This is a genomic window from Ruegeria sp. BF8, assembly GCF_056538625.1.
In genome coordinates, this window is record NZ_JBQFTL010000002.1 from 324407 (window position 1) to 348375 (window position 23969).

General features: G+C 60.5%; 23 protein-coding genes. 11 read left to right on the forward strand and 12 right to left on the reverse strand.

The genetic code is table 11. The features are described 5' to 3' along the window. Positions 1–45 precede the first annotated feature (45 nt). The 3 genes from ACR0LD_RS09145 to ACR0LD_RS09155 are packed head-to-tail and all read right to left on the reverse strand — an operon-like array spanning position 46 to position 4606. Positions 46–3093: an efflux RND transporter permease subunit gene (locus tag ACR0LD_RS09145; RefSeq protein ID WP_480636569.1), complete on the reverse strand. Its 3048-nt coding sequence runs from the start codon at positions 3091–3093 to the stop codon at positions 46–48. Between the two features lie 11 nt (positions 3094–3104). After that, positions 3105–4142 carry an efflux RND transporter periplasmic adaptor subunit gene (locus ACR0LD_RS09150; protein WP_170441679.1) on the reverse strand — a complete coding sequence of 346 codons (1038 nt, stop codon included), beginning with the start codon at positions 4140–4142 and terminating at the stop codon, positions 3105–3107. After that, positions 4139–4606 (reverse strand): MarR family winged helix-turn-helix transcriptional regulator, encoded by a 468-nt coding sequence (locus ACR0LD_RS09155; protein WP_093964681.1) that lies wholly within the window; start codon positions 4604–4606, stop codon positions 4139–4141. Before ACR0LD_RS09155 ends, ACR0LD_RS09150 begins: the two co-directional genes overlap by 4 nt. 166 nt (positions 4607–4772) lie before the next feature. Between ACR0LD_RS09155 and ACR0LD_RS09160 the strand changes: the two genes are divergently transcribed. Together ACR0LD_RS09160 and ACR0LD_RS09165 are read left to right on the forward strand one after the other, a co-directional pair. Further along, positions 4773–5897, forward strand: a complete 1125-nt coding sequence (locus ACR0LD_RS09160; protein ID WP_170340609.1) for a beta-ketoacyl-ACP synthase III — start codon at positions 4773–4775, stop codon at positions 5895–5897. 192 nt (positions 5898–6089) lie between these two features. After that, positions 6090–6830 carry a hypothetical protein gene (locus ACR0LD_RS09165; protein WP_480636572.1) on the forward strand — a complete coding sequence of 247 codons (741 nt, stop codon included), beginning with the start codon at positions 6090–6092 and terminating at the stop codon, positions 6828–6830. 91 nt (positions 6831–6921) lie between these two features. Here the strand turns inward: ACR0LD_RS09165 and ACR0LD_RS09170 are convergent, their stop codons facing one another. Next, positions 6922–7383 carry a hypothetical protein gene (locus ACR0LD_RS09170; RefSeq protein ID WP_170340605.1) on the reverse strand — a complete coding sequence of 154 codons (462 nt, stop codon included), beginning with the start codon at positions 7381–7383 and terminating at the stop codon, positions 6922–6924. Between the two features lie 356 nt (positions 7384–7739). On the opposite strand from ACR0LD_RS09170, the gene ACR0LD_RS09175 reads away from it, so the two are divergent. Beyond that, positions 7740–8318 (forward strand): thymidine kinase, encoded by a 579-nt coding sequence (locus ACR0LD_RS09175; protein ID WP_170357151.1) that lies wholly within the window; start codon positions 7740–7742, stop codon positions 8316–8318. Here the strand turns inward: ACR0LD_RS09175 and ACR0LD_RS09180 are convergent. From ACR0LD_RS09180 to ACR0LD_RS09200, 5 genes are all read right to left on the reverse strand, one after another. Next, the gene (locus tag ACR0LD_RS09180) at positions 8315–9265 is read right to left on the reverse strand and encodes a 2-hydroxyacid dehydrogenase (protein WP_480636574.1); all 951 of its coding nucleotides are present in this window, start codon (positions 9263–9265) and stop codon (positions 8315–8317) included. The genes ACR0LD_RS09175 and ACR0LD_RS09180 overlap by 4 nt on opposite strands. Next, positions 9265–9603 carry a tRNA-binding protein gene (locus ACR0LD_RS09185; RefSeq protein WP_170357149.1) on the reverse strand — a complete coding sequence of 113 codons (339 nt, stop codon included), beginning with the start codon at positions 9601–9603 and terminating at the stop codon, positions 9265–9267. Before ACR0LD_RS09185 ends, ACR0LD_RS09180 begins: the two co-directional genes overlap by 1 nt. After that, complete coding sequence (gene proC / locus ACR0LD_RS09190; RefSeq protein WP_170508928.1) at positions 9596–10411, reverse strand: pyrroline-5-carboxylate reductase; 816 nt, start codon at positions 10409–10411, stop codon at positions 9596–9598. The genes ACR0LD_RS09185 and proC overlap by 8 nt, the downstream gene beginning before the upstream one ends. 39 nt (positions 10412–10450) lie before the next feature. Further along, a complete protein-coding gene (locus ACR0LD_RS09195) occupies positions 10451–10951 on the reverse strand; it encodes a type III secretion system chaperone family protein (protein WP_093964674.1) in 501 nt (166 codons plus the stop codon). Between the two features lie 322 nt (positions 10952–11273). Continuing rightward, positions 11274–11522 carry an accessory factor UbiK family protein gene (locus ACR0LD_RS09200; protein ID WP_170357147.1) on the reverse strand — a complete coding sequence of 83 codons (249 nt, stop codon included), beginning with the start codon at positions 11520–11522 and terminating at the stop codon, positions 11274–11276. 97 nt (positions 11523–11619) lie between these two features. On the opposite strand from ACR0LD_RS09200, the gene lgt reads away from it, so the two are divergent. The 4 genes from lgt (at position 11620) to ACR0LD_RS09220 (ending at position 15840) form a co-directional block, all read left to right on the forward strand. Continuing rightward, positions 11620–12507, forward strand: a complete 888-nt coding sequence (gene lgt / locus ACR0LD_RS09205; RefSeq protein ID WP_480636577.1) for a prolipoprotein diacylglyceryl transferase — start codon at positions 11620–11622, stop codon at positions 12505–12507. Then, positions 12504–13571: a class I SAM-dependent methyltransferase gene (locus ACR0LD_RS09210; protein WP_170367977.1), complete on the forward strand. Its 1068-nt coding sequence runs from the start codon at positions 12504–12506 to the stop codon at positions 13569–13571. Before lgt ends, ACR0LD_RS09210 begins: the two co-directional genes overlap by 4 nt. Beyond that, entirely contained in the window at positions 13568–14326 is a 759-nt protein-coding gene (gene pgeF / locus ACR0LD_RS09215) for a peptidoglycan editing factor PgeF (RefSeq protein WP_170357144.1), read from the forward strand. Before ACR0LD_RS09210 ends, pgeF begins: the two co-directional genes overlap by 4 nt. 731 nt (positions 14327–15057) lie before the next feature. Beyond that, positions 15058–15840 (forward strand): Hint domain-containing protein, encoded by a 783-nt coding sequence (locus ACR0LD_RS09220; protein WP_170357143.1) that lies wholly within the window; start codon positions 15058–15060, stop codon positions 15838–15840. Positions 15841–15962: 122 nt separating this feature from the next. Here ACR0LD_RS09220 and ACR0LD_RS09225 read toward each other — a convergent pair whose 3' ends face one another. After that, complete coding sequence (locus ACR0LD_RS09225; RefSeq protein ID WP_093964666.1) at positions 15963–16463, reverse strand: Lrp/AsnC family transcriptional regulator; 501 nt, start codon at positions 16461–16463, stop codon at positions 15963–15965. A gap of 222 nt (positions 16464–16685) precedes the next feature. Here ACR0LD_RS09225 and trxB point away from each other — a divergent pair, with 222 nt between their 5' ends. From trxB to ACR0LD_RS09245, 4 genes are all read left to right on the forward strand, one after another. Further along, positions 16686–17627 (forward strand): thioredoxin-disulfide reductase, encoded by a 942-nt coding sequence (trxB, locus tag ACR0LD_RS09230; protein ID WP_093964665.1) that lies wholly within the window; start codon positions 16686–16688, stop codon positions 17625–17627. Positions 17628–17737: 110 nt separating this feature from the next. After that, the gene (locus ACR0LD_RS09235) at positions 17738–19429 is read left to right on the forward strand and encodes an adenylate/guanylate cyclase domain-containing protein (RefSeq protein WP_480636580.1); all 1692 of its coding nucleotides are present in this window, start codon (positions 17738–17740) and stop codon (positions 19427–19429) included. A gap of 195 nt (positions 19430–19624) precedes the next feature. Next, positions 19625–21343: a bifunctional sulfate adenylyltransferase/adenylylsulfate kinase gene (locus ACR0LD_RS09240; RefSeq protein WP_480636582.1), complete on the forward strand. Its 1719-nt coding sequence runs from the start codon at positions 19625–19627 to the stop codon at positions 21341–21343. 194 nt (positions 21344–21537) lie between these two features. After that, positions 21538–22095 carry a hypothetical protein gene (locus ACR0LD_RS09245; protein ID WP_170538060.1) on the forward strand — a complete coding sequence of 186 codons (558 nt, stop codon included), beginning with the start codon at positions 21538–21540 and terminating at the stop codon, positions 22093–22095. Positions 22096–22132: 37 nt separating this feature from the next. On the opposite strand, the gene ACR0LD_RS09250 is transcribed toward ACR0LD_RS09245, so the two are convergent. Both ACR0LD_RS09250 and ACR0LD_RS09255 read right to left on the reverse strand, forming a co-directional pair. Next, the gene (locus ACR0LD_RS09250; protein ID WP_480636584.1) at positions 22133–23002 is read right to left on the reverse strand and encodes a hypothetical protein; all 870 of its coding nucleotides are present in this window, start codon (positions 23000–23002) and stop codon (positions 22133–22135) included. Continuing rightward, positions 22999–23886 carry a PhzF family phenazine biosynthesis protein gene (locus ACR0LD_RS09255; protein WP_480636586.1) on the reverse strand — a complete coding sequence of 296 codons (888 nt, stop codon included), beginning with the start codon at positions 23884–23886 and terminating at the stop codon, positions 22999–23001. Before ACR0LD_RS09255 ends, ACR0LD_RS09250 begins: the two co-directional genes overlap by 4 nt. Between the last annotated feature and the right edge of the window lie 83 nt (positions 23887–23969).

Genomic DNA, 23969 nt, shown 5'->3' on the forward strand with positions numbered 1-23969 from the left:
GACAAGCAAAAAGCCCCTGCCGTTCGCCGGGGCTTTTTTGTGGGATCATACAGTCTGCGCTGCCAGCCTGCGCTGTTCTTCCCGAGAGAAGAACAGCATGTAGAACACCGGCGCAGCAACCATGGTCAGGATCGTCGCGAAAGCCAGACCACCCATGATCGTCACTGCCATCGACACGAAGAACGCGTCGGTCAGCAGCGGCGCCATCCCCAGGATCGTGGTGATCGCCGCCAGCATGACCGGGCGCAGACGCGAGACCGAGGCTTCGATGATCGCTTCGCGCAGAGGCTTGCCCGTGGCGCGGACAAGGTCGATCTCTTCGACCAGAACAATACCGTTCTTGATCAGCATCCCCGACAGGCTGAGAAGCCCGAGAAGCGCGGTGAAGGTAAATGGCAGGCCCGTGCCCAGCAGCCCGATCACCACGCCGTTCACCGACATCGGCACCAGCAGCCAGATGATGACCGGTTGCCGGATCGCGTTGAACAGCAGCACCGAGATCAGAACCATGATCAAAAGGCTCAGCGGCAACTGCTTGCCCAGGCTGGCTTGCGCTTTGCCGGAATCCTCGAACTCGCCGCCCCATTCCAGTTTGTAGCCCAGCGGCAGCTCCATGTCCTCGATCGCATCGCGAACCTCGGAATGAACCTGTGCAGCGGTCAGGCCGGCCGGGATGTCTGCGCCCACCGTGACGGTCAGAACGCGATCGCGCCGATGCACCAGTGTATTGAGCGCTTTGTACTGGAACCCGTCCACCATCTGCTCGATCGGCACGAATTTCTGTGACTGGTCTGAATACACCACTTGATCCACGATCGAGTATTCTCCGTCCGCCGGTCGACGCAGGATGATCGGGATCAGACGGTCGCGTTCCCGGAACACGCCGCCGGTGATGCCGTCTGTCGAGAATTGCAGGGTGGCGGCGATGTCTTCGCGGGTGACACCGGCCGTCTGCGCACGCTCGGTGGCATAGATCGGCTGGACCGCCAATTCCATTTCGCGCCAGTCGTGATGCACGTCCAGCGCATTTGGCGATGCCGCCGACATGCGCCGCACCGCCTCGTCGGCCAGTTGCCGCAGAACGACCGGATCGCTGCCCGAGAACCGCGCCTCGATCGGGGTACCGCCGCCGGGGCCGAAGACCAGACGCTTGGTCCGGAATTCACCTTCTGGGAATTGGGTTTCACCAAAGGCCTCCAGATCAGCACGCAGGACGGGAATGTCCTCGAGTGTTTCGGTCCGGATGATCATATGCCCATAGCTTGGGTTGGGCTTCTCGGCCGAATAGGTCAACATGAACCGCGTCGCACCCTGCCCCACGAAGGTGGTGACCGAGGCGACATCATCCCGCTGGGCCAGCCAGTCCTCGAAGACTTGCATATCGGCACTCGTCCGCGCGATCGGAGTCCCCTGCGGCAGCTTGTAATGGACGAAGAACAGCGGCGTGTTGGAGTCCGGAAAAAACTGCTGTTTCACCATCGCGAAGCCGGCATAACAGACTACGGTGACCCCGACCAAACCGGCCACCACCAGCCAACGGAACCGCAATGCCCAGCGCAGGATCGCCCCGTAGGTACGGAACAGGATGCCGCTATAGGCGTCGACATCCACGTCCTTGCCCTGTTTGAAGAAATAATGCCCCAATAACGGTGTCGCCGTGATGGCCAGCACCCAGCTCAGCAGCAAAGAGATCGCGATCACCGCAAACAACGAGAACAGGAATTCGCCCGTCGCATCCGGGCTGAGCCCAATCCCGGCAAAGGCCATGATTCCGATGACCGTGGCCCCCAGAAGGGGGATCTGGGTCTTGGACGCGGCCTCGTCGGCAGCATCGCGCGAATTTTTTCCCTTGAGCATGGAGATCTGCATCCCCTCGGCCACCACGATGGCATTGTCGACCAGCATCCCCATCGCAATGATCAGCGCGCCCAGCGAAATGCGCTCCATCTCGATGGAAAACAGCGCCATGAACAGCAGGGTCCCGACAACGGTCAACAAAAGGGTCGAGCCCACAACGACCGCCGCGCGCCAACCCATGAATATTCCAAGCACCGCCACCACGATGGCAACCGACATGGCCAGGTTCACCAGAAAATCGTTCGAAGCCTGCTCGACCACGACGTGCTGCTGGTAGATCGGCAATACATCGACGCCCGCGGGAATTTCCACATCCAGTTCGGCCAGCTTGGCGTCGACGCGCTTTCCGACCTCCACGATGTTTTCCGTCGACAGGCCGGCAATACCCAGGGTGAAGGCTTCGACGCCGTTGAACCGGATCATGATGTCAGGATCGGTCTGGCGGGCCCGGTAGACATCGGCCATGTCAAAGAGGTTGATTACTTGCCCCTGAGAGCCAACCGACAGCCCGGCGATCTCGGACACGCTGTCCGACCCGTCCGCCGTCAGGATCGTGGTGCGATCGTCGTCTGACCGAAGCGTCCCTGACGACTGGACCGAATTGGCGTTGGCGATCGCTTCATTGATCGACTGCAACGGCACATTCTGGTTGACCGAAATGGCCAGGTCCGGCTCGATGAAAATGGCTTCGTCTGGCAAGCCCTGCACTTCAACGTCCGCAACGCCCTCAACGGTCAGCAACTCGCGCCGCAAGAAGGTCGACAATTCGTGCTTTTCGGCGTCGCTGAACCCTTCCGCGGTGACCGCATAGAAAAGACCGAACACGTCACCGAACCCGTCATTCACATAGGGCTGGCTGACACCGGACGGCAATCCACGGGCCGCATCCCGGACCTTGGCGCGGAGTCGGGTCCAGATATCCGGCAATTCGCTGCCATCGTAGGTGGACTTGATCTCGACTTCGATCAGCGATTGACCGGGACGGTTGACCGAGGTGATGACATCGACCTCGCCCATCTGCTGGATGGCAGATTCCAAAGGCTCCGAGACCTCCTCGGCCACCTGTTCAGCCGTCGCACCGGGATACGTGGTCAACACTACGGCGTTCTTGATGGTAAAGGCCGGATCTTCGAGCCGCCCGAGCGACGAAAATCCCCAGATCCCACCCAGCAAGGCGATCAGGATCACCAGCCACGTATAGATCGGCCTGTCGATCGAAGCGCGTGCGATATTCATCATCGCCCCCTTCAGTTCGCAAAGCCGGCAAAGCGGCGCACGGTCTGCCCATCGGTCAGAACGGACCCGCCGGCCACCACGATTTCGTCGCCGTCCGACAATCCGGTCAGAACCCGGACGTCACCTGTCTGGGTAGGTTCGATGGTCACGGGAACACGCCGCACGGCGCCAACATCTGCACCGACCGGCGAAAAGACCATAACACCCAGATTGCCCTCGGCGTCGGCGACAATCGCGGTCGGGGGAACGATGATGCCAATGCGTTTGTCATCGACCTGAACATTGACGGTTACCGACGAGCCGGGCAGCACCCGCAAGTCTTCCGGCGGCGTGAGGCCGAACTGAATCCGGAACGTCTGGCCGACGCTCGAAGTTTCAGCGTCGAATTCGCGGATTTCCAACGGGAAGACCTCGTCACTTGCGGGGAATTTTGCCGTGATCGAAATGCCATCTTCCTGGCTGGTCCTTTGGAACAGGATTTCGGGCACATCGACCTCGATCCTCAATTCGGACAGATCGTGGATCCGGACGATCGGCGTTCCGGCGGCCACGGTGGTGAAGTTCTCGACCTCACGCCGCGATACCAGCGCATCGAACGGCGCGGTCAGAGTCGTGTGCTCGAGGTTGTACTCGGCGTCACGCACCGCGATTGCAGCCAGTTGGGCGGCGGTTTCAGCGTCATCGACAGCGACCTGGCTTGCAGTCGTCCCCCGCAGGCGCGACAGGCGGGCCACGGTGCGGTCAGCTTGATCCTTCTGAAGACGCGCACGTTCCAGTGCCAGTTCGAACGGCTCTTGGTCCAGCTTTGCAATCAGGCTGCCCTTGGGCACCTGGAACCCTTCGTTGACGGGCAGTTCCACGATCTGTCCGGCGACCTGAAACGCCAGATCGACAGTCTGCCGCGCGGCCACGCGCCCGAAGAACTGGCGTGAAAATCCGGGAGCGGTCTCATGCACCACCATAAGTTTCACAGGCTTGGTGTCGTCTTGCGCCGCAAGCGGTGCGGCCAGTACGGCAAGGGCAAGGCCCAGCGAAGTCAGCAGCTTCATTTCGTCAATCCCTCGGGTATTCCCGTTTTCAGAATGTTGTCCCGGATCTTGCGGGCAAGCCGGGCAAATTGAGCGGTTTCCTCGTCATCCAACCCGGAGGCACGGTGAAATAGCTCTCCGGCGGTGGTAACCAGCATGTTGCGGGCTTCGGCACCTTTGTCGGTCAGCACCAGCAACCACGCACGGCGATCATCGGGATCCTGCTGACGGGTCAGATAACCGGCCGCCTCAAGCGCATCGGCGGTGGCCGTAATGGTCGACGGCACGGTCAGCATGTCGGCCGCCAACACTCCCATCCGCTTGGGCTGATCTAACTTGATCAACATGTGGCATTCCTGATGGCTGAGATCGGTATCAATGCAGCCGAAACTCTCTTCCAGTTTCCAGTACAGCGCATAGACGCCCATCATCGCCTGGATCTCAGGGGTCAGTCGGGCCAGCCGTTCACTGATGTCTTTGGTCATGGATGCTCTCCGCGCGAGTCGAGCGGTGATATACTTCGGATTTCGAACTATTCAAGATGTGAAGTTGAATTTGCGCAAACCTATGCCGTTCCCTTGGGTCAACATCTCTTGATCTGGGGGCGCTGTGACTGCATTTTGGGCGAATCCGAAACATTCAGGACCCGACATGTACACGCCCGCAATCACCGGTACCGGGGTTTTCACGCCCGAAAACGTCATCACCAATGCCGAGCTGGTCAAAGCCTTCAACGCCTATGCCGACAAGATGAATGCTGCCAACGCCGATGCCATCGCCGCGGGCGAGATGGAGCCGATGCAGCACTCCTCGGAAGAGTTCATCGTCAAGGCCTCGGGCATCGAGAACCGCTACGTCATGGACAAGACCGGCGTGCTGGACCCGGACGTGATGCATCCCCTGCTGCGCCAGCGCAGCGATGACGAGCCGGGCATCATGACCGAAATGGCGCTGGACGCCTGCAACAAGGCGCTAGCGCAGGCCGGGCGGACGGCGGCGGATGTCGATCTGGTGATCTGTGCCGCGTCGAACCATGAACGCGCCTATCCCGCCATTGCGGTCGAAATCCAGAACGCGTTGGGCATCGCTGGTTTTGGGTTCGATATGAACGTGGCCTGTTCTTCGGCGACGTTCGGCATTCAGGCCGCGGCCGACATGATCCGGTCGGGGTCCGTACGGGCGGCGCTGGTGGTCAACCCCGAGATCTGCTCGGGACACTTGGAATGGCGCGACCGGGATTGCCACTTTATCTTCGGTGACGTGGCCACCGCCACGCTGATCGAGCGGATCGAGGATGCAAAGGGCCCGCATTTCGAAATCCTGTCGACCCGCTGCGCAACCGAGTTTTCGAACAACATCCGCAACAATAACGGTTTTCTGCGGCGCACCCGGCCCGACGGATTGAAGGACCGCCGCGACATGCAGTTCATGCAGAACGGCCGCAAGGTGTTCAAGGAAGTGCTGCCGATGGTCAGCAAACACATCAGCGACCACATGGATTCCGAAGGGATCGAAAGCGGCGATCTCAAGCGGCTGTGGCTGCACCAGGCCAACAAGACGATGAATGATTTCATCGGCAAAAAGGTCTTGGGCCGAGAGCCGGAGCCGGGCGAACAGCCCAACATCCTGCAGGACTATGCCAATACATCGTCCGCCGGGTCGATCATCGCCTTTTCCAAATATTCAGACGATCTTCAGGATGGCGATGTCGGCCTGATCTGCTCGTTCGGTGCAGGATATTCGGTGGGGTCCGTCATCGTCAAACGCCACGCCTGACACGCCGGCGCCGCCGGTCCACGTCCGGCGCAACAAGCGATAACCTCGAAAATTTCGCCCGCGCAGGCGGACTGTTTTTGTATTCCTGAAAACTTCTTCAGAATTGATACAGCGCAACTTAACCCGCGGCCTCCATCTGGAAGGCCATGCAATTCCGCATGTCAGGTGACGCTAGGTTAAGAAAGGTGCGCCATGTTCAAGAGTTCTAAGTCAGGAATGGCGGCCTGGGTTGTCGCCCCGTTTTTGGGGGTTGCTGCAGCCAGCGCGGCCATAGCCGAGCCCCAGGTCTGCAACGCCAACACAGCACGGATCGCAGCCAACAATGGTGACTATGCGGCCCTTTGCGGCTGTTCGCAGGTTACGCCCAGTTTCCTCTCGCATCTGCAACAACGGGCAGATTTCGGGTCGGTTCTTGCCAATACCTCGCAGCAATGTCCGGGGCTGGCCAATCTGCTGAGCGATTTGCCGACCGGATCGATTTCCAACGCCAACAGCTTTGACGGCCGCGAAAACGACCCCAGCGGATTTCAACCCGCATCGAGCACCGGCCCATCCGCCGGCGGCGGATCCGGGTCGGGCGGCGGAAACAGCGGCCCCGGCAATGGCGGGGGGAACGATGACCCCGGTGATGGCGGATCCGACGATCCGGGCAACGGCGGCGGGAATGATGCTCCCGGCAACGGCGGCGGCAAGCCCGGCAAGGGCGGCGGCAAGCCCGGCCATGGTGACGGCAAGCCCGGCAAGGGTGGCGGTCACGGCGGCGGTAAAGGAAACAACGGCGACGGGAAAGGCGGCGGCAAGGGCAACAATGGCGACGGGAAAGGCGGCGGCAAGGGCAACAATGGCGGCGGCAAAGGCAACAACGGGGGCGGAAATGGGCCCGAGGGCTCAAGCCCCGGACGCGGGAACAATGCCAACAACGACGAAAACTGACTAAGGCTAAGAGCTACTTCAGCTCAGCTTGAGGAAGGCGATGCGCACATCGCCTTTTTCACCGCCCCATGGCGGCTTTTCGGAAACTAGGTCAGCTGACGCTTTCCTCTTCGAGGTGCAATTTCATCTCGATCAGAACCTGTTGCAGCAACGAAGTTTCTTTCAGCAGACGCTTGGCTTCGTTGACGGTAATGATGCCATCCTCGATCGCGGCCTGGTATTCGGTCATCAGCATCGCAAACCGCTGGCTCAGTGCGATCACGTCCGAATTGACGCCCCCGGTGCGCGTACGGGTCGAATTGCGCTCATCATAGGACAAGGTGATGTTCTTCAGGTCCGCCAGGGCCGAGGTCACATGCGGGTAGCTGGCCGCGTTTTCCAGACGTGCGACCGCATCCACCGGCATGAACCGGTCGCTGTGCTCGGGATTGTCGGAGTAATACCGGCCCAATGTGGCCTTGGATTTCCCTGTGATCTCGCATGCTGCCTCGATCCCCACGTCCTTGACCAAAGCTTCGGTGTGCTTTTTCAGATAGGCCCCGATATCTGCCATTTTTGTACCTTTGTTCGCTGCGCCCTCTTGCCCGGCTGTCCGCACCGGGGAAAGGGAGGGGAAATTTCCCATACTCGAGTCATAATTGAAATGTCATATGTTGGCTATCCCTCAGATATGCGGGGGTTTTGTGAGTGAGTGGCGGCAGTTAATGCCGGTAAAGAGTGTTTGCGGGGCAGTATTTCAGGCCCTGCGCTGTTTCGGCCATTTCGTGGCCGGCGGTGTCGCTGTTGCGGAAGCGGGGTTATCCATCCCCAAGAGCATCTGCTCGGCCTCTGCGACTGCAATGGCGGCGTCGATTTCTTTCAGGACATTGACGACTTGCTCGCGCTGCGTGAGCCGATTAGACCCAGCCCATGGCCAAGCTGTACTTTAACTACTCAACCATGAACGCAGGCAAGTCCACGGTGCTGCTTCAGGCGTCGCACAACTATCGCGAGCGCGGCATGGACACCTATCTGATGACCGCAGCCATTGACGGGCGCGCGGGCCAGGGGCGCATCGCATCGCGGATCGGAATCTCGGAACAGGCCGATACGTTCAATCCCCACGACAATGTGTTCGCGATGATCCAAGATCGTCTTGATCAGGGGAAAGTGGCCTGTGTTTTTGTGGACGAGGCGCAGTTCCTGACCGAAGAACAGGTCTGGCAATTGGCTCGTGCGGTGGATGACCTGAAAGTACCGGTTCTGGCCTACGGGTTGCGGGTGGATTTTCAGGGCAAGCTGTTCCCAGGATCAGCGGCTCTGCTGGCCCTGGCCGATGAAATGCGCGAGGTCCGCACCATCTGCAGATGCGGGCGAAAGGCCACGATGGTGATCCGTCAGGACGAAAACGGCAAAACTATCACTCAAGGTGCGCAGGTGCAGATCGGCGGAAATGAGACCTATGTTTCGCTCTGCCGTAAACACTGGCGCGAGGCCGTGGGCAGTTAGACCAGATTTGGCAGCGGTCGCCCGGCGACAAAAGCCGCCACATTGTCCAATGCCATGTGCCCCATATCCGTGCGCACTTGCTCGGTCGCAGTGCCCAGATGCGGCAGCAGGGTTACATTCTCCATCTCGCGCAGCGCCTGCGGCACGGCGGGTTCAAACTCGTAGACATCCAGCCCGGCCCCGGCGATCTGGCCGTTATTCAGTGCATGGATCAGTGCAGCTTCGTCCACGACTTCTCCGCGAGCGATGTTGACCAGAATGGCCGACGGCCGCATAGCTGAAAGAACCGAAGCCTCTATGAGGTGGAAGGTGTCAACGCCACCGGGGACGGCGACGACCAGAAAATCGACCACAGCAGCCAGGGTCGCCAAGTCGGGAACGAACTCGGCAGGGAAATCCAGATCCTTGGGCGTGCGGGACTGATAGCTGACCTGCATCCCGAATCCGAAATGACATCGCCGGGCAATGGCTTGCCCGATCCGTCCCATTCCGATGATTCCGACCCGTTTTCCGGTGACGTGCTGTCCCAGCATCTGGGTCGGGTGCCAGCCCTGCCAATTGCCGGACCGGACCAGCCGTTCACCCTCGCCCGCGCGGCGGGCCGTTGCCAGCAGCAGAGTCATGGCAATGTCCGCCGTTGCATCCGTGACCGCCCCCGGTGTGTTGGTCACGCGAACACCAGCAGCCTGCGCGGCCGCCACATCAATGTGATTGAAACCCACTCCAAAATTGGCCAACAGTCGGCACCGCGGAGCCGTGACCACTTCAAAGACACTGGCCGAAAAGACATCACCCAAAGTCGGAACGACCACGTCATAGTCCCGCAACGCGCGCTCCATCTCGTCAATGCTGAGCGGTGCGTTGCTATCTCGGATATCGACGTCGAACTCATCCCGCGCGCGGGCCGTGACCGCGGGGGTCATCGGTCGGGTGATCAACAGCTTCATCAGTGCATCCGCCCGCCCACGGGAACTTTGCCATCAGGACCGATCAAAACAATCTCGCCCGATTCGTCCGGCAGACCCAGAACAAGAACCTCGGACATGAACCGCCCGATCTGACGCGGCGGGAAATTGACCACGGCCAGCACATGTTTGCCGACAAGGGATTCGGGCGTGTAATGCGCGGTAACCTGCGCCGAGGTCTTGCGCTCGCCGATCTCGTCGCCGAAGTCGATCCACATTTTGATCGCGGGCTTGCGGGCCTCGGGATAGGGTTCGGCCCGGATGACCTCTCCTACGCGAATGTCGACCTTGAGGAAGTCGTCGAAGGAAATTTCACTCACCGGACAGCTCCTTGGATCGATCGGTTGCCGCCTTTACGGCACGGTGCAACAGGTTTGGAAACCCATCCTGTTCATGCATCAGGACTTCCAGTGCTGCCTGCGTCGTGCCGTTGGGTGACGTGACATTGATGCGCAATTGCGAAGGATCTTCCTCGGACGCCATGGCCAGAGCCCCTGCCCCGGCGACGGTCGCCTTGGCCAAGCGCATGGCCAAATCATGCGGAAGGCCTTGCGCCTCACCGGCGGCGGCCAGCGTCTCAATCAAATGAAAGACATAGGCCGGGCCCGAGCCGCTGAGACCGGTGACCGCGTCCATCTGCGCCTCATCCTGCAGGCGCACGGTATCACCGATGGCCGAAAGCAGATCTTCGGCCAGGGTCATGTCAGAGCCCGACGTGCTGGCATTTCCAATCAGCGCGGTGATGCCCTGCCGGATCGCCGCAGGCGTGTTCGGCATGGCCCGAATGATCGGAGTACCAGCACCCAGAACACGCTCGAACGTGGCGATGGAAGTTCCGGCGGCGACCGAGATGAACAGGGTTCCGCCGCCCCCCAACGCCTGAATTGCCGGCAATGCCTCGCCCATCATCTGAGGTTTGACGGCAACCAACACGACGGCAGGTCTTTCAGGAAGTGGGGTGTTGATATTGACCCCTTGCGCCCTGAGCCAGTCGGAAGGGTTGGGGTCGATCACCCATACTGATGCGGTTGGCAGGCCATGTTCCAGCCAGCCGGCCAACATGGCCGACCCCATCTTTCCGCATCCCAGAAGAACCAGCCCCTGATCCGCGACGCGTGACATGTCCATGATTGCCCCTCCCCTGCTTTTGCGGTTTGGGGCAAAGCTTTACGCGCGGCCGTAAGCCTCTGCAATGGCGACTTGCATCGCATCCTCGGGCGTACGGTTGCCCCAGGTTACCAACTGGATCGCAGGATAGTAACGCTCGGCGCTCAGGACCGCGGCGGTGATCATCGTGTCGATCTGTTCGGGGCTGGCCGATTGCCCGCCGCTGAGCACCAGGCCGTAGCGGTAGACCATCAGCTTCTGATTGCCCCAGTAGGTGAAGGCGCCGGCCCAGCATTGGTCGTTCATGCGGTTCAGCAGTTCATAGAGATCAGAAACCCGGTCCTCGGGCGGCTCCATCTCGAACGAGCAGACCATCCGCAGAGTCTCGTCATAGTTGGACCAGGCCAGCGTGATCGAGTAGGTGCGCCACTGTCCTTCGACCGCCATGGCGATCTGGTCGTCTCCGATCCGGTCGAAATCCCAATCGTGGTGTTCAGCCAGATGTTCGACAATATCAATCGGATGAATGTCTTCTTCGAAATACTGCTCGGAAAGTGCCATGGTGCCACCTCACTTAATACCTAGCATTTCGGGGCTGGCAGCGCCCCAGCGCTAGTTGCCTGCTCTACAAGCCGGGCTTCCCCCATAGGCCTGTACTAAATATGGTGCGCTGTGGCTGGGACTCTGGCAACCCCCATTCTTGGGGATAACAGCAATAAGTTGTGGACAGCTGGCAACGGCCACCAAAATATTGGCGCACCCTGCAGCTTTGCCTTGATTTATTTTTACAATGCGGCGAGACTCCCCACACTGCGAAACCCAGCGCGGGTTGAGCGGTGTAGGGTCTTGCCAAAAATTCTGAAATGCCGATCTGCGGCTGGGCTTATTTGTCCAGCTTGGTTTCAAGCGCGGCGATCCGCGCTTCCAGCGCCGCGTTTTCTTCGCGCGCTTTCTGGGCCATCGCGCGGACGGCATCGAACTCTTCTCGCGTTACAAAGTCGCGATCCGCCAGCCAGCGGTCGACCAAGGACTTCATCGCCGTTTCAGCCTCTTCCCGCGCACCCTGCGCCACGCCCATTGCGTTGGTCATCAACTGGGACATATCGTCCAGAAACTTGTTGCGGGTTTGCATGTGTCTACTCCGGAATCGCGAATGCCTTCTATATGGGGGATAGAGAGCCCAGTCTCAAGGTTGACTTGGTCAGCCAACCCCGGGCAATGAGACGCACATGCTAGCTGTTTTGAATTTCCCCGATCTGTCACCCGAGCTGTTCTCGATTTCCGCCTTCGGGATCGAGTTCGCGCTGCGGTGGTATGCGCTGGCCTATATCGCGGGCATCCTGATCGCGTGGCGCATGGCGGTGATGGCGGTGCGCCGTCCCGCTTTGTGGCCGGATCAATCCCCGCCCCTGAGACCGGACCAGTTAGAGGACCTGATCACCTGGATCATCCTTGGGGTCATCATCGGCGGGCGATTGGGCTTTGTTCTGTTCTATCAACCCGAATACTACCTGTCCCACCCGCTTGAGATCCTTAAGGTCTGGCAGGGTGGCATGTCCTTTCACGGCGGCCTTCTGGGTGTGGTGATCGCATCGCTGGTCTTCGCGCGACGCCATTCGGCCCCCTTGCTTTCGCTGGCCGACCTGATCGCCCATACGGTCCCCCCCGGCCTGTTGCTTGGCCGTTTGGCCAATTTCGTCAATGCCGAGCTGTGGGGCCGACCCAGCGAACTGCCCTGGGCGGTGATCTTTCCCGGCGCGGCAGCTCAGGATTGCGCAAATGTCGCTGCCGGACTTTGCGCCCGCCACCCGTCGCAGTTGTACGAGGCTGCACTGGAAGGCGTGCTGTTGGGCCTGCTTTTGTTGTGGCTGGTGTATAGGCGCGGCGCATTTCATTGGCCCGGCCGCATCATGGGCGTATTTCTGGCGGGCTATGGCGCTTCGCGCTTCATCGTCGAGTTCTTTCGTCAACCCGATGCGCAATTCGTTTCGGCCGGAAACCCGCTTGGACTTGCGTGGCAAGTGGGCGGGTACGGCCTGACGATGGGCCAGATCCTATCTGTACCGATGATCGCCGTCGGCTTGTGGTTCGCCCTACGGGCACGGCGGGCGGCATGAGCCTGCTTGGCCACCTGACCGACCGCATCCGGCAAGACGGGCCGATGAGCGTGGCGGACTACATGGCCGAATGTCTTCTGCATCCAACGCACGGCTACTACACCACTCGCGACCCATTGGGCACACATGGAGACTTTGTCACCGCTCCGGAAATCAGCCAGATGTTCGGCGAAGTGATTGGTCTTTGTCTCGCGCAGGGCTGGATTGATCAAGGCAGACCCGGCCGGTTTGCGCTCGCCGAGCTAGGCCCAGGGCGCGGAACACTCATGGCCGATATTCTGCGGGCTACCCGGGGCGTGCCCGGGTTTCACGACGCCGCGCAGGTGGTATTGCTCGAAGCCTCGCCCGTTCTGCGCGGACTTCAGGCCGAGGCCCTGGATGCGCACGCACCGAACTGGATCGTTTCGGTGGGCGATCTCCCAGAGCTTCCGCTATTTCTTGTGGCCAATGAATTTTTCGACGCTTTGCCCATCCGCCAGTTTCTGCGCGACGGCGACGGCTGGTGCGAACGTCTTGTGGGCCTGCAGGGCGATCAGCTGGCATTCGGCCTTGGCCCGAGGGCGACGCAAGCGGCCTTGGCGACGCGCCTCGAGGATACACGGGACGGTGATCTGGTCGAGCTGTGCGCGGCGGCGGTTCCCATCGTGACCGAAACGGCCCGCATCATCCGTAGCCACGGTGGTATGGCTCTCGTCATCGACTATGGCGACTGGCGTTCGCTGGGCGACACGTTGCAGGCCGTCAAGGGGCACGAATACGTCGACCCGCTCGCCACACCGGGTCAGGCCGACCTGACTGCACATGTGGATTTCGAAACGCTGGCATTGGCGGCGGGCGCGACGGGCTGCGCCCATACGCGGCTGACGCCTCAGGGTGTGTTTCTTGAGCGTCTGGGCATCACCCAACGCGCACAATCTCTGGCCGGCGCGTTGACCGGATCAAAACTGGAAACGCTGGTTCGGGCACATCGGCGGTTGACGCACCCAGAGGAAATGGGAAACCTGTTCAAGGTGCTGGGCCTCTACCCGAAAACTGCGATGCCACCATCGGGACTTGGGACATGACTCTGGAAATTCTGACCTCGGATTTGCTGTCACCGATTCGACACGGGTTCTTCAGTCGCAAGGGCGGCGCCTCGTCCGGTATCTTCAGCGGGCTGAATTGTGGCACGGGCTCGTCCGACCTGAGCGAGGCGGTCGCGCTGAACCGAAGCAGAGTGGCCGAGGCCATGGGCGTCAAACTGGATGCATTGGTCGGCGTGCATCAGGTACATTCCCCACACGTGATCACCGTCGACAAGCCGATTGCAGGCGAGAAGCCAAGGGCCGATGCAATCGTTACCGCAACGCCGGGCCTCGCGCTGACGATCCTGACGGCAGACTGCCAGCCGGTACTGTTTGCGGATCCTCAAGCTAAAGTGATCGGGGCGGCACATGCGGGATGGCGCGGTGCTCTGGACGGTGTCCTTGAGGCGACGCTGGACGCCATGGAGGCGCTGGGTGCGCACCGCAAAAACATCATCGCCGTCATCGGCCCGACGATCTCGCAGCGCGCCTACGAGGTTGGCCCGGAGTTTCTGGAAGACTTCCTTTTGGAAAGCCAGGACAACGCGCGTTTCTTTGCAAATGGGCAAGGCGACCGGATGCATTTCGACCTGCCGGCCTTTGGCCTTCACAAGCTGCGTCAGGCCGGCGTCGGGCAGGCAGAATGGACGCGGCATTGCACCTATTCGGATCCCGACAAGTTCTATTCCTACCGGCGCGCGACCCACGCCGGCGAGGCGGACTACGGCCGCCTGATTTCCGCCATACGATTGTAAAGATCGACCGAATTAAGGCGAAAGCGCCACTTTTCCGCCACATTTATTGTGTCTATCTGTCATCAGAATCGTTGTTAATTTTTGCCAGTGCTCAGATGGTTATCCGTTCTCCGAACGTCTGATTTCTGGCATCCGAACTCAGGGGGTGCCGCAAGACTTCATCATTGTCCTCAATTGATCCCGGAACAGCCACATCGCTGCCGCAAAGACGCGTCACATTGGCTTTACAAAGGGAAAAGGGCTTAGGCCCGAACTTCGAGCAGGACATGAATATGAAGTTGAAATCTCGCTTTCTTCGCGCCGTTGTCGCGGCCACCAGGGACCAACAACCGGAAATGCCCTGGAAGCGGGTTTCCAGTCACTCTGCAAGGGTCGTGCGCCGGTTGGCCGCGCGACGCTGATACGAAATCCCTCTGGGGCCAGCTGCCGGCCTCAACAGGGCAAGACGCGCACCGGAAGCTGCTCTGGGCCGGTGCGTGAACCGAGGCTGGTATTCGCAGCCGACGTTTTTCAGGGCGTTTGTGTGCGGACAATTACGTTCGCAGTGTACGAGTTTGTCTGGGGGGTCATTGTGTTGACCAAACGAATGCGAAATCCATTCGCCATGCGCGGCCATGTCGGTACCCGCATGGAGGTGGCGCACTTTTTTCAAGACAAAGAATCAAGCTGTCAGGCGGGCCTCCACGGGGATGTTTCCCGCCTGTTCGGCGTATTGGAAGGAACGGAATAATATGACTATTCCAAATTCACTGGCACGTGCCGCGCAGAATGCCCTCGACACTTCGGCATTGCTGCGCGAAGCACCGCGTCCAGGCACCAAACAGAAGGCGCAACTGCGTCGATACGAGGTGAGTGCGCTGCTGAAAAACGGGGAAGTTTCGCAGACACGCCACATCGCACCGGCGCTGCCCGTTTTCGAAGACGCGTTCTGCGCCTTTACACGTGGGTCTCTGGTCGAGACGGAACACGGCCCGGTCGCCATCGAGGACTTGATGCCGGGCGACACGGTCCTGACCCAGACCGGCGCATCCGAAAAGGTGCTGTGGAAAGGCTCGGTCACTTTGGTACCTGGCCGCGAAGACTCGCGCGGGCGGACACGCCCTTTGACCCGCATCATGGCAGACACGTTCGGCATGCAAAAACCATTGTCCGGCGTCATTGCCGGCCCCGCGGCCCGCTTGCTGGCGACGCCGGCGCATCTGCGGCATCTTGGAGGTGGCCAGCCGATGCTGACACCCGTCGCCGAATTTCAGGACGGCATGTCCGTGATCGAAACGCAGCCGCCCACTCCGGTCGAGCTGTTCCACATCTGCCTGGAGCGCCACGCGGTCATCAATGTCGATGGGCTGCAGTTCGAAACCTATCATCCCGGCGTGAACGCGGTCCGGATGATGAGCCACTCGCTGCGCTCGATCTACCTGAACCTGTTCGCGCATATCCATTCGCTGCACGATTTCGGTCCGCTGCTCATGGCGCGCGCCGGGGAGGGCGAGATCGACGCCATCACGGCGTGACAGCTTTAACCATCACCACTGCATTTTGGGGTGCAACATGCAGATTTTACTGAGTTGGGCCATTTCTCTGGCCATCGTGGCGGTGCTCCCGCCATGCGCATCGCAAACCAGACGCGCCGGCATTACGCCGTCCGGTTCATCCGTTCTTCCAATACGTCGAACGGCACGCCGGGTTCGTCTTTTGCACCGCGGATGACAAGCGAAGTCTTGACGCTGGCCACGTTCGGCGTGGTCAGCAACTCACCCGTCAGGAACTGTTGAAAACTGCTGAGGTCGGGGGCCACGCATTTCAGGATGAAGTCGACCTCGCCGTTCAGCATGTGGCATTCCCGGACCAGCGGCCAGTCTCGGCAGCGGTCTTCGAACGCCCGCAGTTCCGCCTCGGCCTGGCTTTCAAGGCCAACCATCGCAAAGACCTGAACTTCGAACCCCAGTTCACGGGCGTTGACCTCGGCGTGGTATCCTCGGATAAAACCAGCCTCCTCCAACGTGCGCACGCGCCGCAGGCAGGGTGGGGCCGAGATTCCGACACGTTTTGCGAGCTCGACATTGGTCATTCGTCCGTCTGCCTGCAGTTCTGCAAGGATCTTTCGGTCGATCTCGTCCAGCCGTGTCGTGACCATGCGGTGCTCCTGAAATTTTCGGTTCTTATATCAGCGCAGGTGCCATGCGCAATATTCTTTCGCACCAGCGCAATAATCTTTGTCTGTCGATCAGGCAAGCCGGCACCTTGGAACCACATGACGGACGCGTGAGACGAAGGGGCTTTAAGCCGATCGATGCTGTCGCTATATCGAAGCCCGGCGCCCACGACGGCGCTCAGGCAATAATCGAGTGGGGGTTCCATGGCCGAGACACGACACACCAAGGTTCTGATCATCGGATCGGGGCCTGCCGGATACACTGCGGGCGTCTATGCCAGCCGCGCGATGTTGAACCCGATTCTGGTGCAGGGCATCGAACCGGGCGGCCAGCTGACCACCACCACCGAGGTCGAAAACTGGCCTGGCGACACCGAAGTTCAAGGCCCCGACCTGATGGTGCGCATGCAGGATCACGCCAAGGCCATGGGTTGCGAGGTGATCGGCGACATCATCAACGACCTGGACCTGTCCAAACGTCCCTTCACCGCCAAGGGCGACAGCGGCACCGTCTACACTGCGGACGCGGTCATCCTCGCGACCGGCGCACGCGCCAAATGGCTGGGGTTGCCGTCGGAAGAAAAATTCAAGGGCTTCGGTGTTTCGGCCTGCGCCACCTGTGACGGGTTCTTCTATCGCGGACAGGAGATCGTGGTGATCGGCGGCGGCAACACCGCCGTGGAAGAAGCGCTGTTCCTGACCAATTTCGCCAGCAAGGTCACGCTGATCCACCGCCGGGACGAACTGCGGGCCGAGAAGATCCTTCAGGACCGCCTGTTCAAGAACGACAAGATCGAGCCGTTGTGGTTCCACCAGCTGGAGGAAGTGATTGGCACCGATAACCCGCTGGGCGTCGAAGGCGTGCGGGTGAAGAACGTCAAGACGGGCGAAATCACCGAGATCCCCTGCAAGGGCGTGTTCGTCGCCATCGGCCACGCCCCGGCCAACGAACTGGTCAAGGACGTGCTGGAAACCCATATGGGCGGCTATGTCAAAACCAAGCCGGGCACCACGCAGACCTCGATCCCCGGCGTGTTCGCGGCGGGCGACTTGACCGACCATGTGTACCGGCAGGCCGTGACCTCGGCCGGAATGGGCTGCATGGCGGCGTTGGATGCCGAACGGTTCCTTGCCGAACAGGAATGACCGCGACGCGCAGCGCCTTCGGCGCTGCGTCCCGCCCTCCTCTGGCACCTTGACCCGCACTGCGCGGCAACGCAGACTTGCCCCGAGCGCGGCAGATTTCAGGTGATCTTTTGAACACCCCCCTTTGGCAGGGCAGTTGGGCGACCCGTCTCAGGATCATCAGTGGTCTTGTGCTGTTTGCCTTTGCTTTCTTCCACTTCATCAATATCGGGCTGGGGCTGTTTCACACCGACTACCTGCATGACATGCAGGACTCTCGGAAAACGGTCACGCGCCATTCGATTGGCAGCGCTGTCCTGTATCTTGCCCTGATCGTACATGCAGGTCTGGCATTGGTGTCGATCGCCCAGCGCCGAACCCTGCGAATGCCTTTTCATACGGGCCTGCAGATCGTTCTTGGCCTTCTCATTCCGCTGCAACTGATCTCGCACATCGTCCAAACACGCTATGCGCATCAGGTTTTCGACGTGAACGACGAGATGGGGTACATCATCATTCTGATGTGGCCAAACTCGGCCATCTGGATGCAAAGCCTGCTGATGCTGATCGTCTGGATACACGGGTGCATCGGACTGCATATCTGGCTGCGACTGACCTCGTGGTGGCGCCAAACCGTACCCTATCTGATCGGAGTTGCCGTCTTCATCCCAAGCTTTGCCCTGGCCGGTTTGCTGACCGAAGGGCGGCGCATCTGGATGGATTTTGCGGATCCGGATCTACGCGAACAGTATATCGAGCATTACAACTGGCCCGGCCCCGAAGAGTTCCAGGTTTTGTTCAGCGTCAAGGACAACGCCTTGATGGCCTTCTGGATCGCGCTTGGTGCAGCTCTTGCGTTCCATTTCGGAGGCAAGCTTTGGCGCAGACGGCACTCGGTGCGCGTCAGATATGTCGATGGGCCAGAAGTGACCTCAGAGAAAGGCATGACGCTGCTTGAGATGTCACAAGCCAACGGTATTCCGCATACTGCACTGTGCGGCGGCCGGGGGCGCTGCACCACCTGCCGTGTCATCGTCGAGGATGGCGCCGAGTCACTGCCACCGCCCAGCGAGGTCGAAGCCCGCAGCCTGAAAGCCGTGGGGGCCACACAGCGCACGCGCCTTGCCTGCCAGGTCCGCCCCTCTAGCCCCTTGACGGTTTTCCGTGTTTTCCGGCCGGATGGTGGACGCCAGCGGGCGCATGCCAGCCAGGGGCAAGAGCGAAAACTGGCCGTGCTTTTTCTGGACATGCGCGGGTTTACCGCGCGCACAACGGGGCAACTGCCCTATGACATCGTGTTCCTGCTGAACCGGTTCTTTGACGCCATTGTTCCAGCCATTACCGCAGACGGCGGGGTCGTCGACAAATACATGGGCGATGGCCTTTTGGCCGTGTTCGAAACACCCGACACGTCCAGCTCGGCCCGTTCTGCCCTGAAAGCTGCGATCGAAATCAGTCATGCGCTTGCGCAGTTCAACCAGCAGCTGTCCCAGGAAAACAGCCCCGAGATCCGCATCGGCATGGGCCTGCACCTGGGCGACCTTGTGTTGGGAGAGATCGGCGCTGCCGGCCACGCCGCGCGGACCATCATCGGTGACGCCGTGAACGTCGCCAGTCGGCTGGAAGGAGAAACCAAGGCGCTCGGGGCCGAGCTTTTGGTCTCGGAAGCCGTGCTGCGCGCGGCCGGGTTTGAGACCGATGGCTTTGACCTGCGTCTGTTCCAGCTGCGGGGCGTAACCGAGCCCGTCCCTGCCCTGCCCGTCGAGCGCGCTCTGGATCTGGACCAACTTCTGACCTCACCAGAACAGATCGCCGCCGGTTGACGATATTGTCCCCATCCGGTGGGATTTTCGTCGCTTTTTCGGTTCCGGCCCGGAAAAACCTTCCATTCCGGGGAAAAACCGCGCATATCCTCCTTTGTTTCATGAATGTATATGGACTTCGACTGACGACCGGGGCACATGGCCCGGAAATGCACCTGAATCACTGACTGACTACACTGCCTCAAGAGTATTGCGATGACGATGTTGAGTAACCTGGCTCCGATCCCAGAACTGTATGTTTCCTATGAGTCCGCCCAAAAGCTGAAAGTCGAAGCCGCCGACCTGACCAGCTGGGACCTGACCCCGCGCCAGATCTGTGATCTGGAATTGCTGATGAATGGCGGGTTCAACCCGCTAAAGGGCTTTCTGAGTCAGGAAGACTATGACAGCGTCGTCGAAAACATGCGCTTGGCCGACGGAAGCCTTTGGCCGATGCCGATCACACTGGATGTGAACGAAGATTTCGCCGATCAGATCGAACTGGGTCAGGACATTGCGCTGCGCGACCAGGAAGGCGTGATCCTGGCGACCATGACCGTTACCGACCGCTGGACCCCGGACAAATCGCGTGAGGCCGAGCAGGTGTTCGGTGCCGATGATGATGCGCATCCGGCCGTGAACTACCTGCACAACGTGGCAGGCAAGGTTTATCTGGGCGGCCCCGTGACCGGCATCCAGCCGCCGGTGCATTATGATTTCAAGGCGCGCCGCGACACCCCGAACGAGTTGCGCGCTTATTTCCGCAAGGTCGGTTGGCGCCGCATCGTGGCTTTCCAGACCCGCAACCCGCTGCACCGCGCGCACCAGGAACTGACTTTCCGCGCCGCGCGTGAGGCGCAGGCCAACCTGCTGATCCACCCGGTTGTGGGCATGACCAAGCCCGGTGATGTCGATCACTTCACCCGCGTGCGCTGCTATGAGGCGGTGCTGGACAAATACCCGGCCTCGACCACCACCATGAGCCTGCTGAACCTGGCGATGCGCATGGCCGGCCCGCGCGAAGCGGTCTGGCACGGCCTGATCCGCAAAAACCACGGCTGCACCCACTTCATCGTCGGCCGCGACCATGCCGGCCCCGGCAAGAACAGCCAGGGCGAAGATTTCTACGGCCCCTATGACGCCCAGGACCTGTTCCGCAAATTCCAGGACGAGATCGGCATCGAGATGGTCGATTTCAAACACATGGTCTATGTGCAGGAACGCGCCCAGTACGAACCCGCGGACGAGATCGAGGACCGCGACAACGTCACGATCCTGAACATCTCGGGCACCGAACTGCGCCGGCGTCTGCGCGAGGGGCTCGAGATCCCCGAGTGGTTCTCGTTCCCCGAGGTGGTCGAGCAGCTCCGCCGCCGCTATCCGCCGCGCAGCCAGCAGGGCTTTACCGTCTTCTTCACCGGTTTCTCGGGCTCGGGCAAATCGACCATCGCCAACGCTCTGATGGTCAAGTTGATGGAGATGGGCGGCCGTCCCGTCACGTTGCTGGACGGTGACATCGTCCGCAAGAACCTCAGCTCGGAACTAGGCTTCTCGAAGGAACACCGGGACCTGAACATCCGCCGCATCGGCTATGTGGCCTCCGAGATCACCAAGAACGGCGGCATCGCCATCTGTGCCCCGATCGCGCCCTACGCCACCACCCGCCGCGCCGTGCGCGAGGAGATCGAGCAGTTCGGCGCGTTCTGCGAAGTTCACGTGGCCACCAGCATCGAGGAATGCGAGCGACGCGACCGCAAGGGCCTGTACAAGCTGGCGCGTGAAGGCAAGATCAAAGAGTTCACTGGTATTTCGGACCCTTACGATGTGCCGGAAAACCCGGAACTGCGCGTCGAGACCGAGAATGTGGACGTGGACAACTGCGCCCACCAGGTTCTGCTGAAGCTGGAAAGCATGGGATTGATTGCCGGATCCTGAGCCACAGCCAGTTGCTGTCAACACTGACCCCCGGAGACATCTCCGGGGGTCTTTCATTTCCGGAACACTGTTTTGAACACCCCCCTTCCATCCGCGCAGATTGGCGGTCGTTCGACGTTTCATCCAAAAAATGCTACTATTTCGCATATTTTGCGCAGACATAATTTGTCTGCATCCTTTGGGAGGGTGAACATATGGCAACTCAGAAAAATACCGACGATGGCGGAGCCATGTTTGCGGGAGACAACCGCGCAGCGGTAATTGCCGACTACAAGATCGCCCAGTTTTCCCGGTTGCAACTTCCGGCGTTGATGGCTGCACCGGCTATGGCAGGGGGCCTGACACCATTTATCCCCATAGACTGGCTGCTGGACCTTCTAAAATCGATCCGCACCTACGCGGATTGGGTGAAGGAATGCGACAAGATCAAAGCCAAGATTCAAAAGGCGCTGGATACACTGCAGCCGCCGCCCCAGGATCACCCTTTGGGGCTTGTCGTGCCACCGGTTCCGCCGACGCCCGGCACGACCCGTCTTCGTCAGATCCTTGAGGTCATCGATGCGGCCAAGACCGCTGCCGGCAACATGGAGCCAGACTCGGCGCGCGACAGTCTCAAAGAGGCCAAGGATATGATGCACCACGACTCGGTCAAAGCCGAGTTCCGCCGGCTGAACGACGTGGATGGCTGGTATGACATTCTAGAGGAATTGCAGGACGCGATCGATTACCTGGAACGAGTCTCGCGGCACTGATCCACTCCGGCACAGCCAAAGCGCGCGTGCGGCACAGTCAGCCTGCTGAAAGCTGATCGCGCAGGGCCTCGGCAGCCCTCAGTTCGAACTCTCCATAGATGGCGGCCTGCGGCTGCATCGCCCGCAGATACGGCAGGCGTTTTTCATAGTCTTCCACCGACAGCATCCGCACGGCCTGCTGGATGTCCGCCTCGGTTTCGCACAGGATCATCCCCTCGGTATCGAGGAAGTCGCCGATATTAGGGCACCCCCAATAGATCGGGACTGTCGAACACAGAACGGCGTCGATCAGCTTCTCCGAGAAGTAGTTCCTCTCGCGCACGTTTTCGATGACGACCGAATAACGATAAGGTGCCAACCCGTCTGACTTGTTCTCGAACGGCTGATAGCCGCGGCCCATGATGTCGATGTCAGCGCCTGTGTCGCGGGCCCAATCGATCAGCCTGTGCCTCAGCTGGTGCCCCTCCAGATCGCGCTTTGCCGACGCGATCAGCGAACATGACCGCGTCTTGACGACGCTCAGATCCTGCCACTCGGGAACTTGGGTCACGCCGTAGGGCAGGAAAACCGCGTTGGGCAGGCTGTTCAGCAATACGTCGTGAAAGGTGAACACCCGGAAAAAACGCCGCCAGGTCCAGCGCAGCATCCGATCGTGCTTGCCATGTATGGCCGATGGCTCGCCCATCATCAGCGATATCCGAGCCCGCGTGCCGCGTCGCAGGCGCAGGTGTACAGTGGAATTGGGATACATGATCAGGTGGTCGGAGGGCGCGAGGTCACCAACGGTCTTTCCTGACAGGCGCTCGGGGCAACCCAGCGGCCAATTCAGATCTGCTAGCGGAACCGAGGCCAGTTTCGGCCCCAAGCGGTGCCCATAGGGCAGGATCGCGATGGCGGGTTCTGTCATGGCAGCACATCCGGCAGATCAGCCTGTCCGCGCATCAGGACGAACCCGCGCCCGGCAACCTTGATGCCCGTCATCGCATCCGCTGGCCCGACCCGCGTTACGGTCGCCTGGCCGGGACGGCCCATGTCGTGGCCCTGTTCGGCGATAAAGCTGTCTTTCGGCATCAGCCCGTATTTCCACAGGTAAGCCGCCATTGCGCCGGTGGCGGAGCCGGTGAACGGATCTTCGGGCGGGCTGGGCGGCGCCAGCAACAGACGCGAGAACGTATCCCCTTGAGCCGTGGCCCCCTGCAGGGTCACCAGAAAGGGTTCGGCCATGTCGGACCCGGCATATCCGGCAGTTTCCGCCACCCGTTGCAGCGCATCCACATTCAGTTGTGCCGCGCGCAAGGCTGCGTGATCCCGCAGAACTGTAATGCAGAACGGCAGCCCGGTCGAAACCATCTGCGGCGGCGAAATGATCGCACTTGCAGGTAGGCCGATCGCAGCTGCAACAAGGTCTTCCGGCACCCGCGTGCCGAATTCGGGCGCGATCTGGGTCATCTCGATCTGGTCGCCATGCAGCTCGATCGACACGATCCCTGCTCCGGTTTCCAGCGTCAGTGCGTCAGCAGATATCATTCCTCGGGAGCGCATGGCAGCCACGGTCGCAATGGTCGGGTGTCCGGCAAAGGGAATTTCGCGGCTGGCCAGGAAATACCGCACTCGAAAATCCGCCACATCCGATGGGCCGGTAAACGTGCATTCTACCAAAGACGTCTCGCGGACAAACGCCGTGCAGACCGTTTCCGGCAAATGCGCGCCACCATGCACGACTGCACAGCCATTTCCGCCGAATGCCGTGTCGCTGAAAGCATCCACCCAATCGAAATCGAACCAGCTCATGCGCCCTCTCGTGCCTGCAGTCAGAAAGTGCCGGGAATGCAAACCCGCGGGTGGCATGTTTGACGCCTCACGCGCCGCTTGTC

Excerpts from the sequence above, each read along its gene's own strand:
- ACR0LD_RS09145 (WP_480636569.1), bottom strand. The coding sequence starts at position 3,093 with ATGAATATCGCACGCGCTTCGATCGACAGGCCGATCTATACGTGGCTG.
- ACR0LD_RS09150 (WP_170441679.1), bottom strand. The coding sequence starts at position 4,142 with ATGAAGCTGCTGACTTCGCTGGGCCTTGCCCTTGCCGTACTGGCCGCA.
- ACR0LD_RS09155 (WP_093964681.1), bottom strand. The coding sequence starts at position 4,606 with ATGACCAAAGACATCAGTGAACGGCTGGCCCGACTGACCCCTGAGATC.
- ACR0LD_RS09160 (WP_170340609.1), top strand. The coding sequence starts at position 4,773 with ATGTACACGCCCGCAATCACCGGTACCGGGGTTTTCACGCCCGAAAAC.
- ACR0LD_RS09165 (WP_480636572.1), top strand. The coding sequence starts at position 6,090 with ATGTTCAAGAGTTCTAAGTCAGGAATGGCGGCCTGGGTTGTCGCCCCG.
- ACR0LD_RS09170 (WP_170340605.1), bottom strand. The coding sequence starts at position 7,383 with ATGGCAGATATCGGGGCCTATCTGAAAAAGCACACCGAAGCTTTGGTC.
- ACR0LD_RS09175 (WP_170357151.1), top strand. The coding sequence starts at position 7,740 with ATGGCCAAGCTGTACTTTAACTACTCAACCATGAACGCAGGCAAGTCC.
- ACR0LD_RS09180 (WP_480636574.1), bottom strand. The coding sequence starts at position 9,265 with ATGAAGCTGTTGATCACCCGACCGATGACCCCCGCGGTCACGGCCCGC.
- proC (WP_170508928.1), bottom strand. The coding sequence starts at position 10,411 with ATGGACATGTCACGCGTCGCGGATCAGGGGCTGGTTCTTCTGGGATGC.
- ACR0LD_RS09195 (WP_093964674.1), bottom strand. The coding sequence starts at position 10,951 with ATGGCACTTTCCGAGCAGTATTTCGAAGAAGACATTCATCCGATTGAT.
- ACR0LD_RS09200 (WP_170357147.1), bottom strand. The coding sequence starts at position 11,522 with ATGCAAACCCGCAACAAGTTTCTGGACGATATGTCCCAGTTGATGACC.
- lgt (WP_480636577.1), top strand. The coding sequence starts at position 11,620 with ATGCTAGCTGTTTTGAATTTCCCCGATCTGTCACCCGAGCTGTTCTCG.
- ACR0LD_RS09210 (WP_170367977.1), top strand. The coding sequence starts at position 12,504 with ATGAGCCTGCTTGGCCACCTGACCGACCGCATCCGGCAAGACGGGCCG.
- pgeF (WP_170357144.1), top strand. The coding sequence starts at position 13,568 with ATGACTCTGGAAATTCTGACCTCGGATTTGCTGTCACCGATTCGACAC.
- ACR0LD_RS09220 (WP_170357143.1), top strand. The coding sequence starts at position 15,058 with ATGACTATTCCAAATTCACTGGCACGTGCCGCGCAGAATGCCCTCGAC.
- ACR0LD_RS09225 (WP_093964666.1), bottom strand. The coding sequence starts at position 16,463 with ATGGTCACGACACGGCTGGACGAGATCGACCGAAAGATCCTTGCAGAA.
- trxB (WP_093964665.1), top strand. The coding sequence starts at position 16,686 with ATGGCCGAGACACGACACACCAAGGTTCTGATCATCGGATCGGGGCCT.
- ACR0LD_RS09240 (WP_480636582.1), top strand. The coding sequence starts at position 19,625 with ATGACGATGTTGAGTAACCTGGCTCCGATCCCAGAACTGTATGTTTCC.
- ACR0LD_RS09245 (WP_170538060.1), top strand. The coding sequence starts at position 21,538 with ATGGCAACTCAGAAAAATACCGACGATGGCGGAGCCATGTTTGCGGGA.
- ACR0LD_RS09250 (WP_480636584.1), bottom strand. The coding sequence starts at position 23,002 with ATGACAGAACCCGCCATCGCGATCCTGCCCTATGGGCACCGCTTGGGG.
- ACR0LD_RS09255 (WP_480636586.1), bottom strand. The coding sequence starts at position 23,886 with ATGAGCTGGTTCGATTTCGATTGGGTGGATGCTTTCAGCGACACGGCA.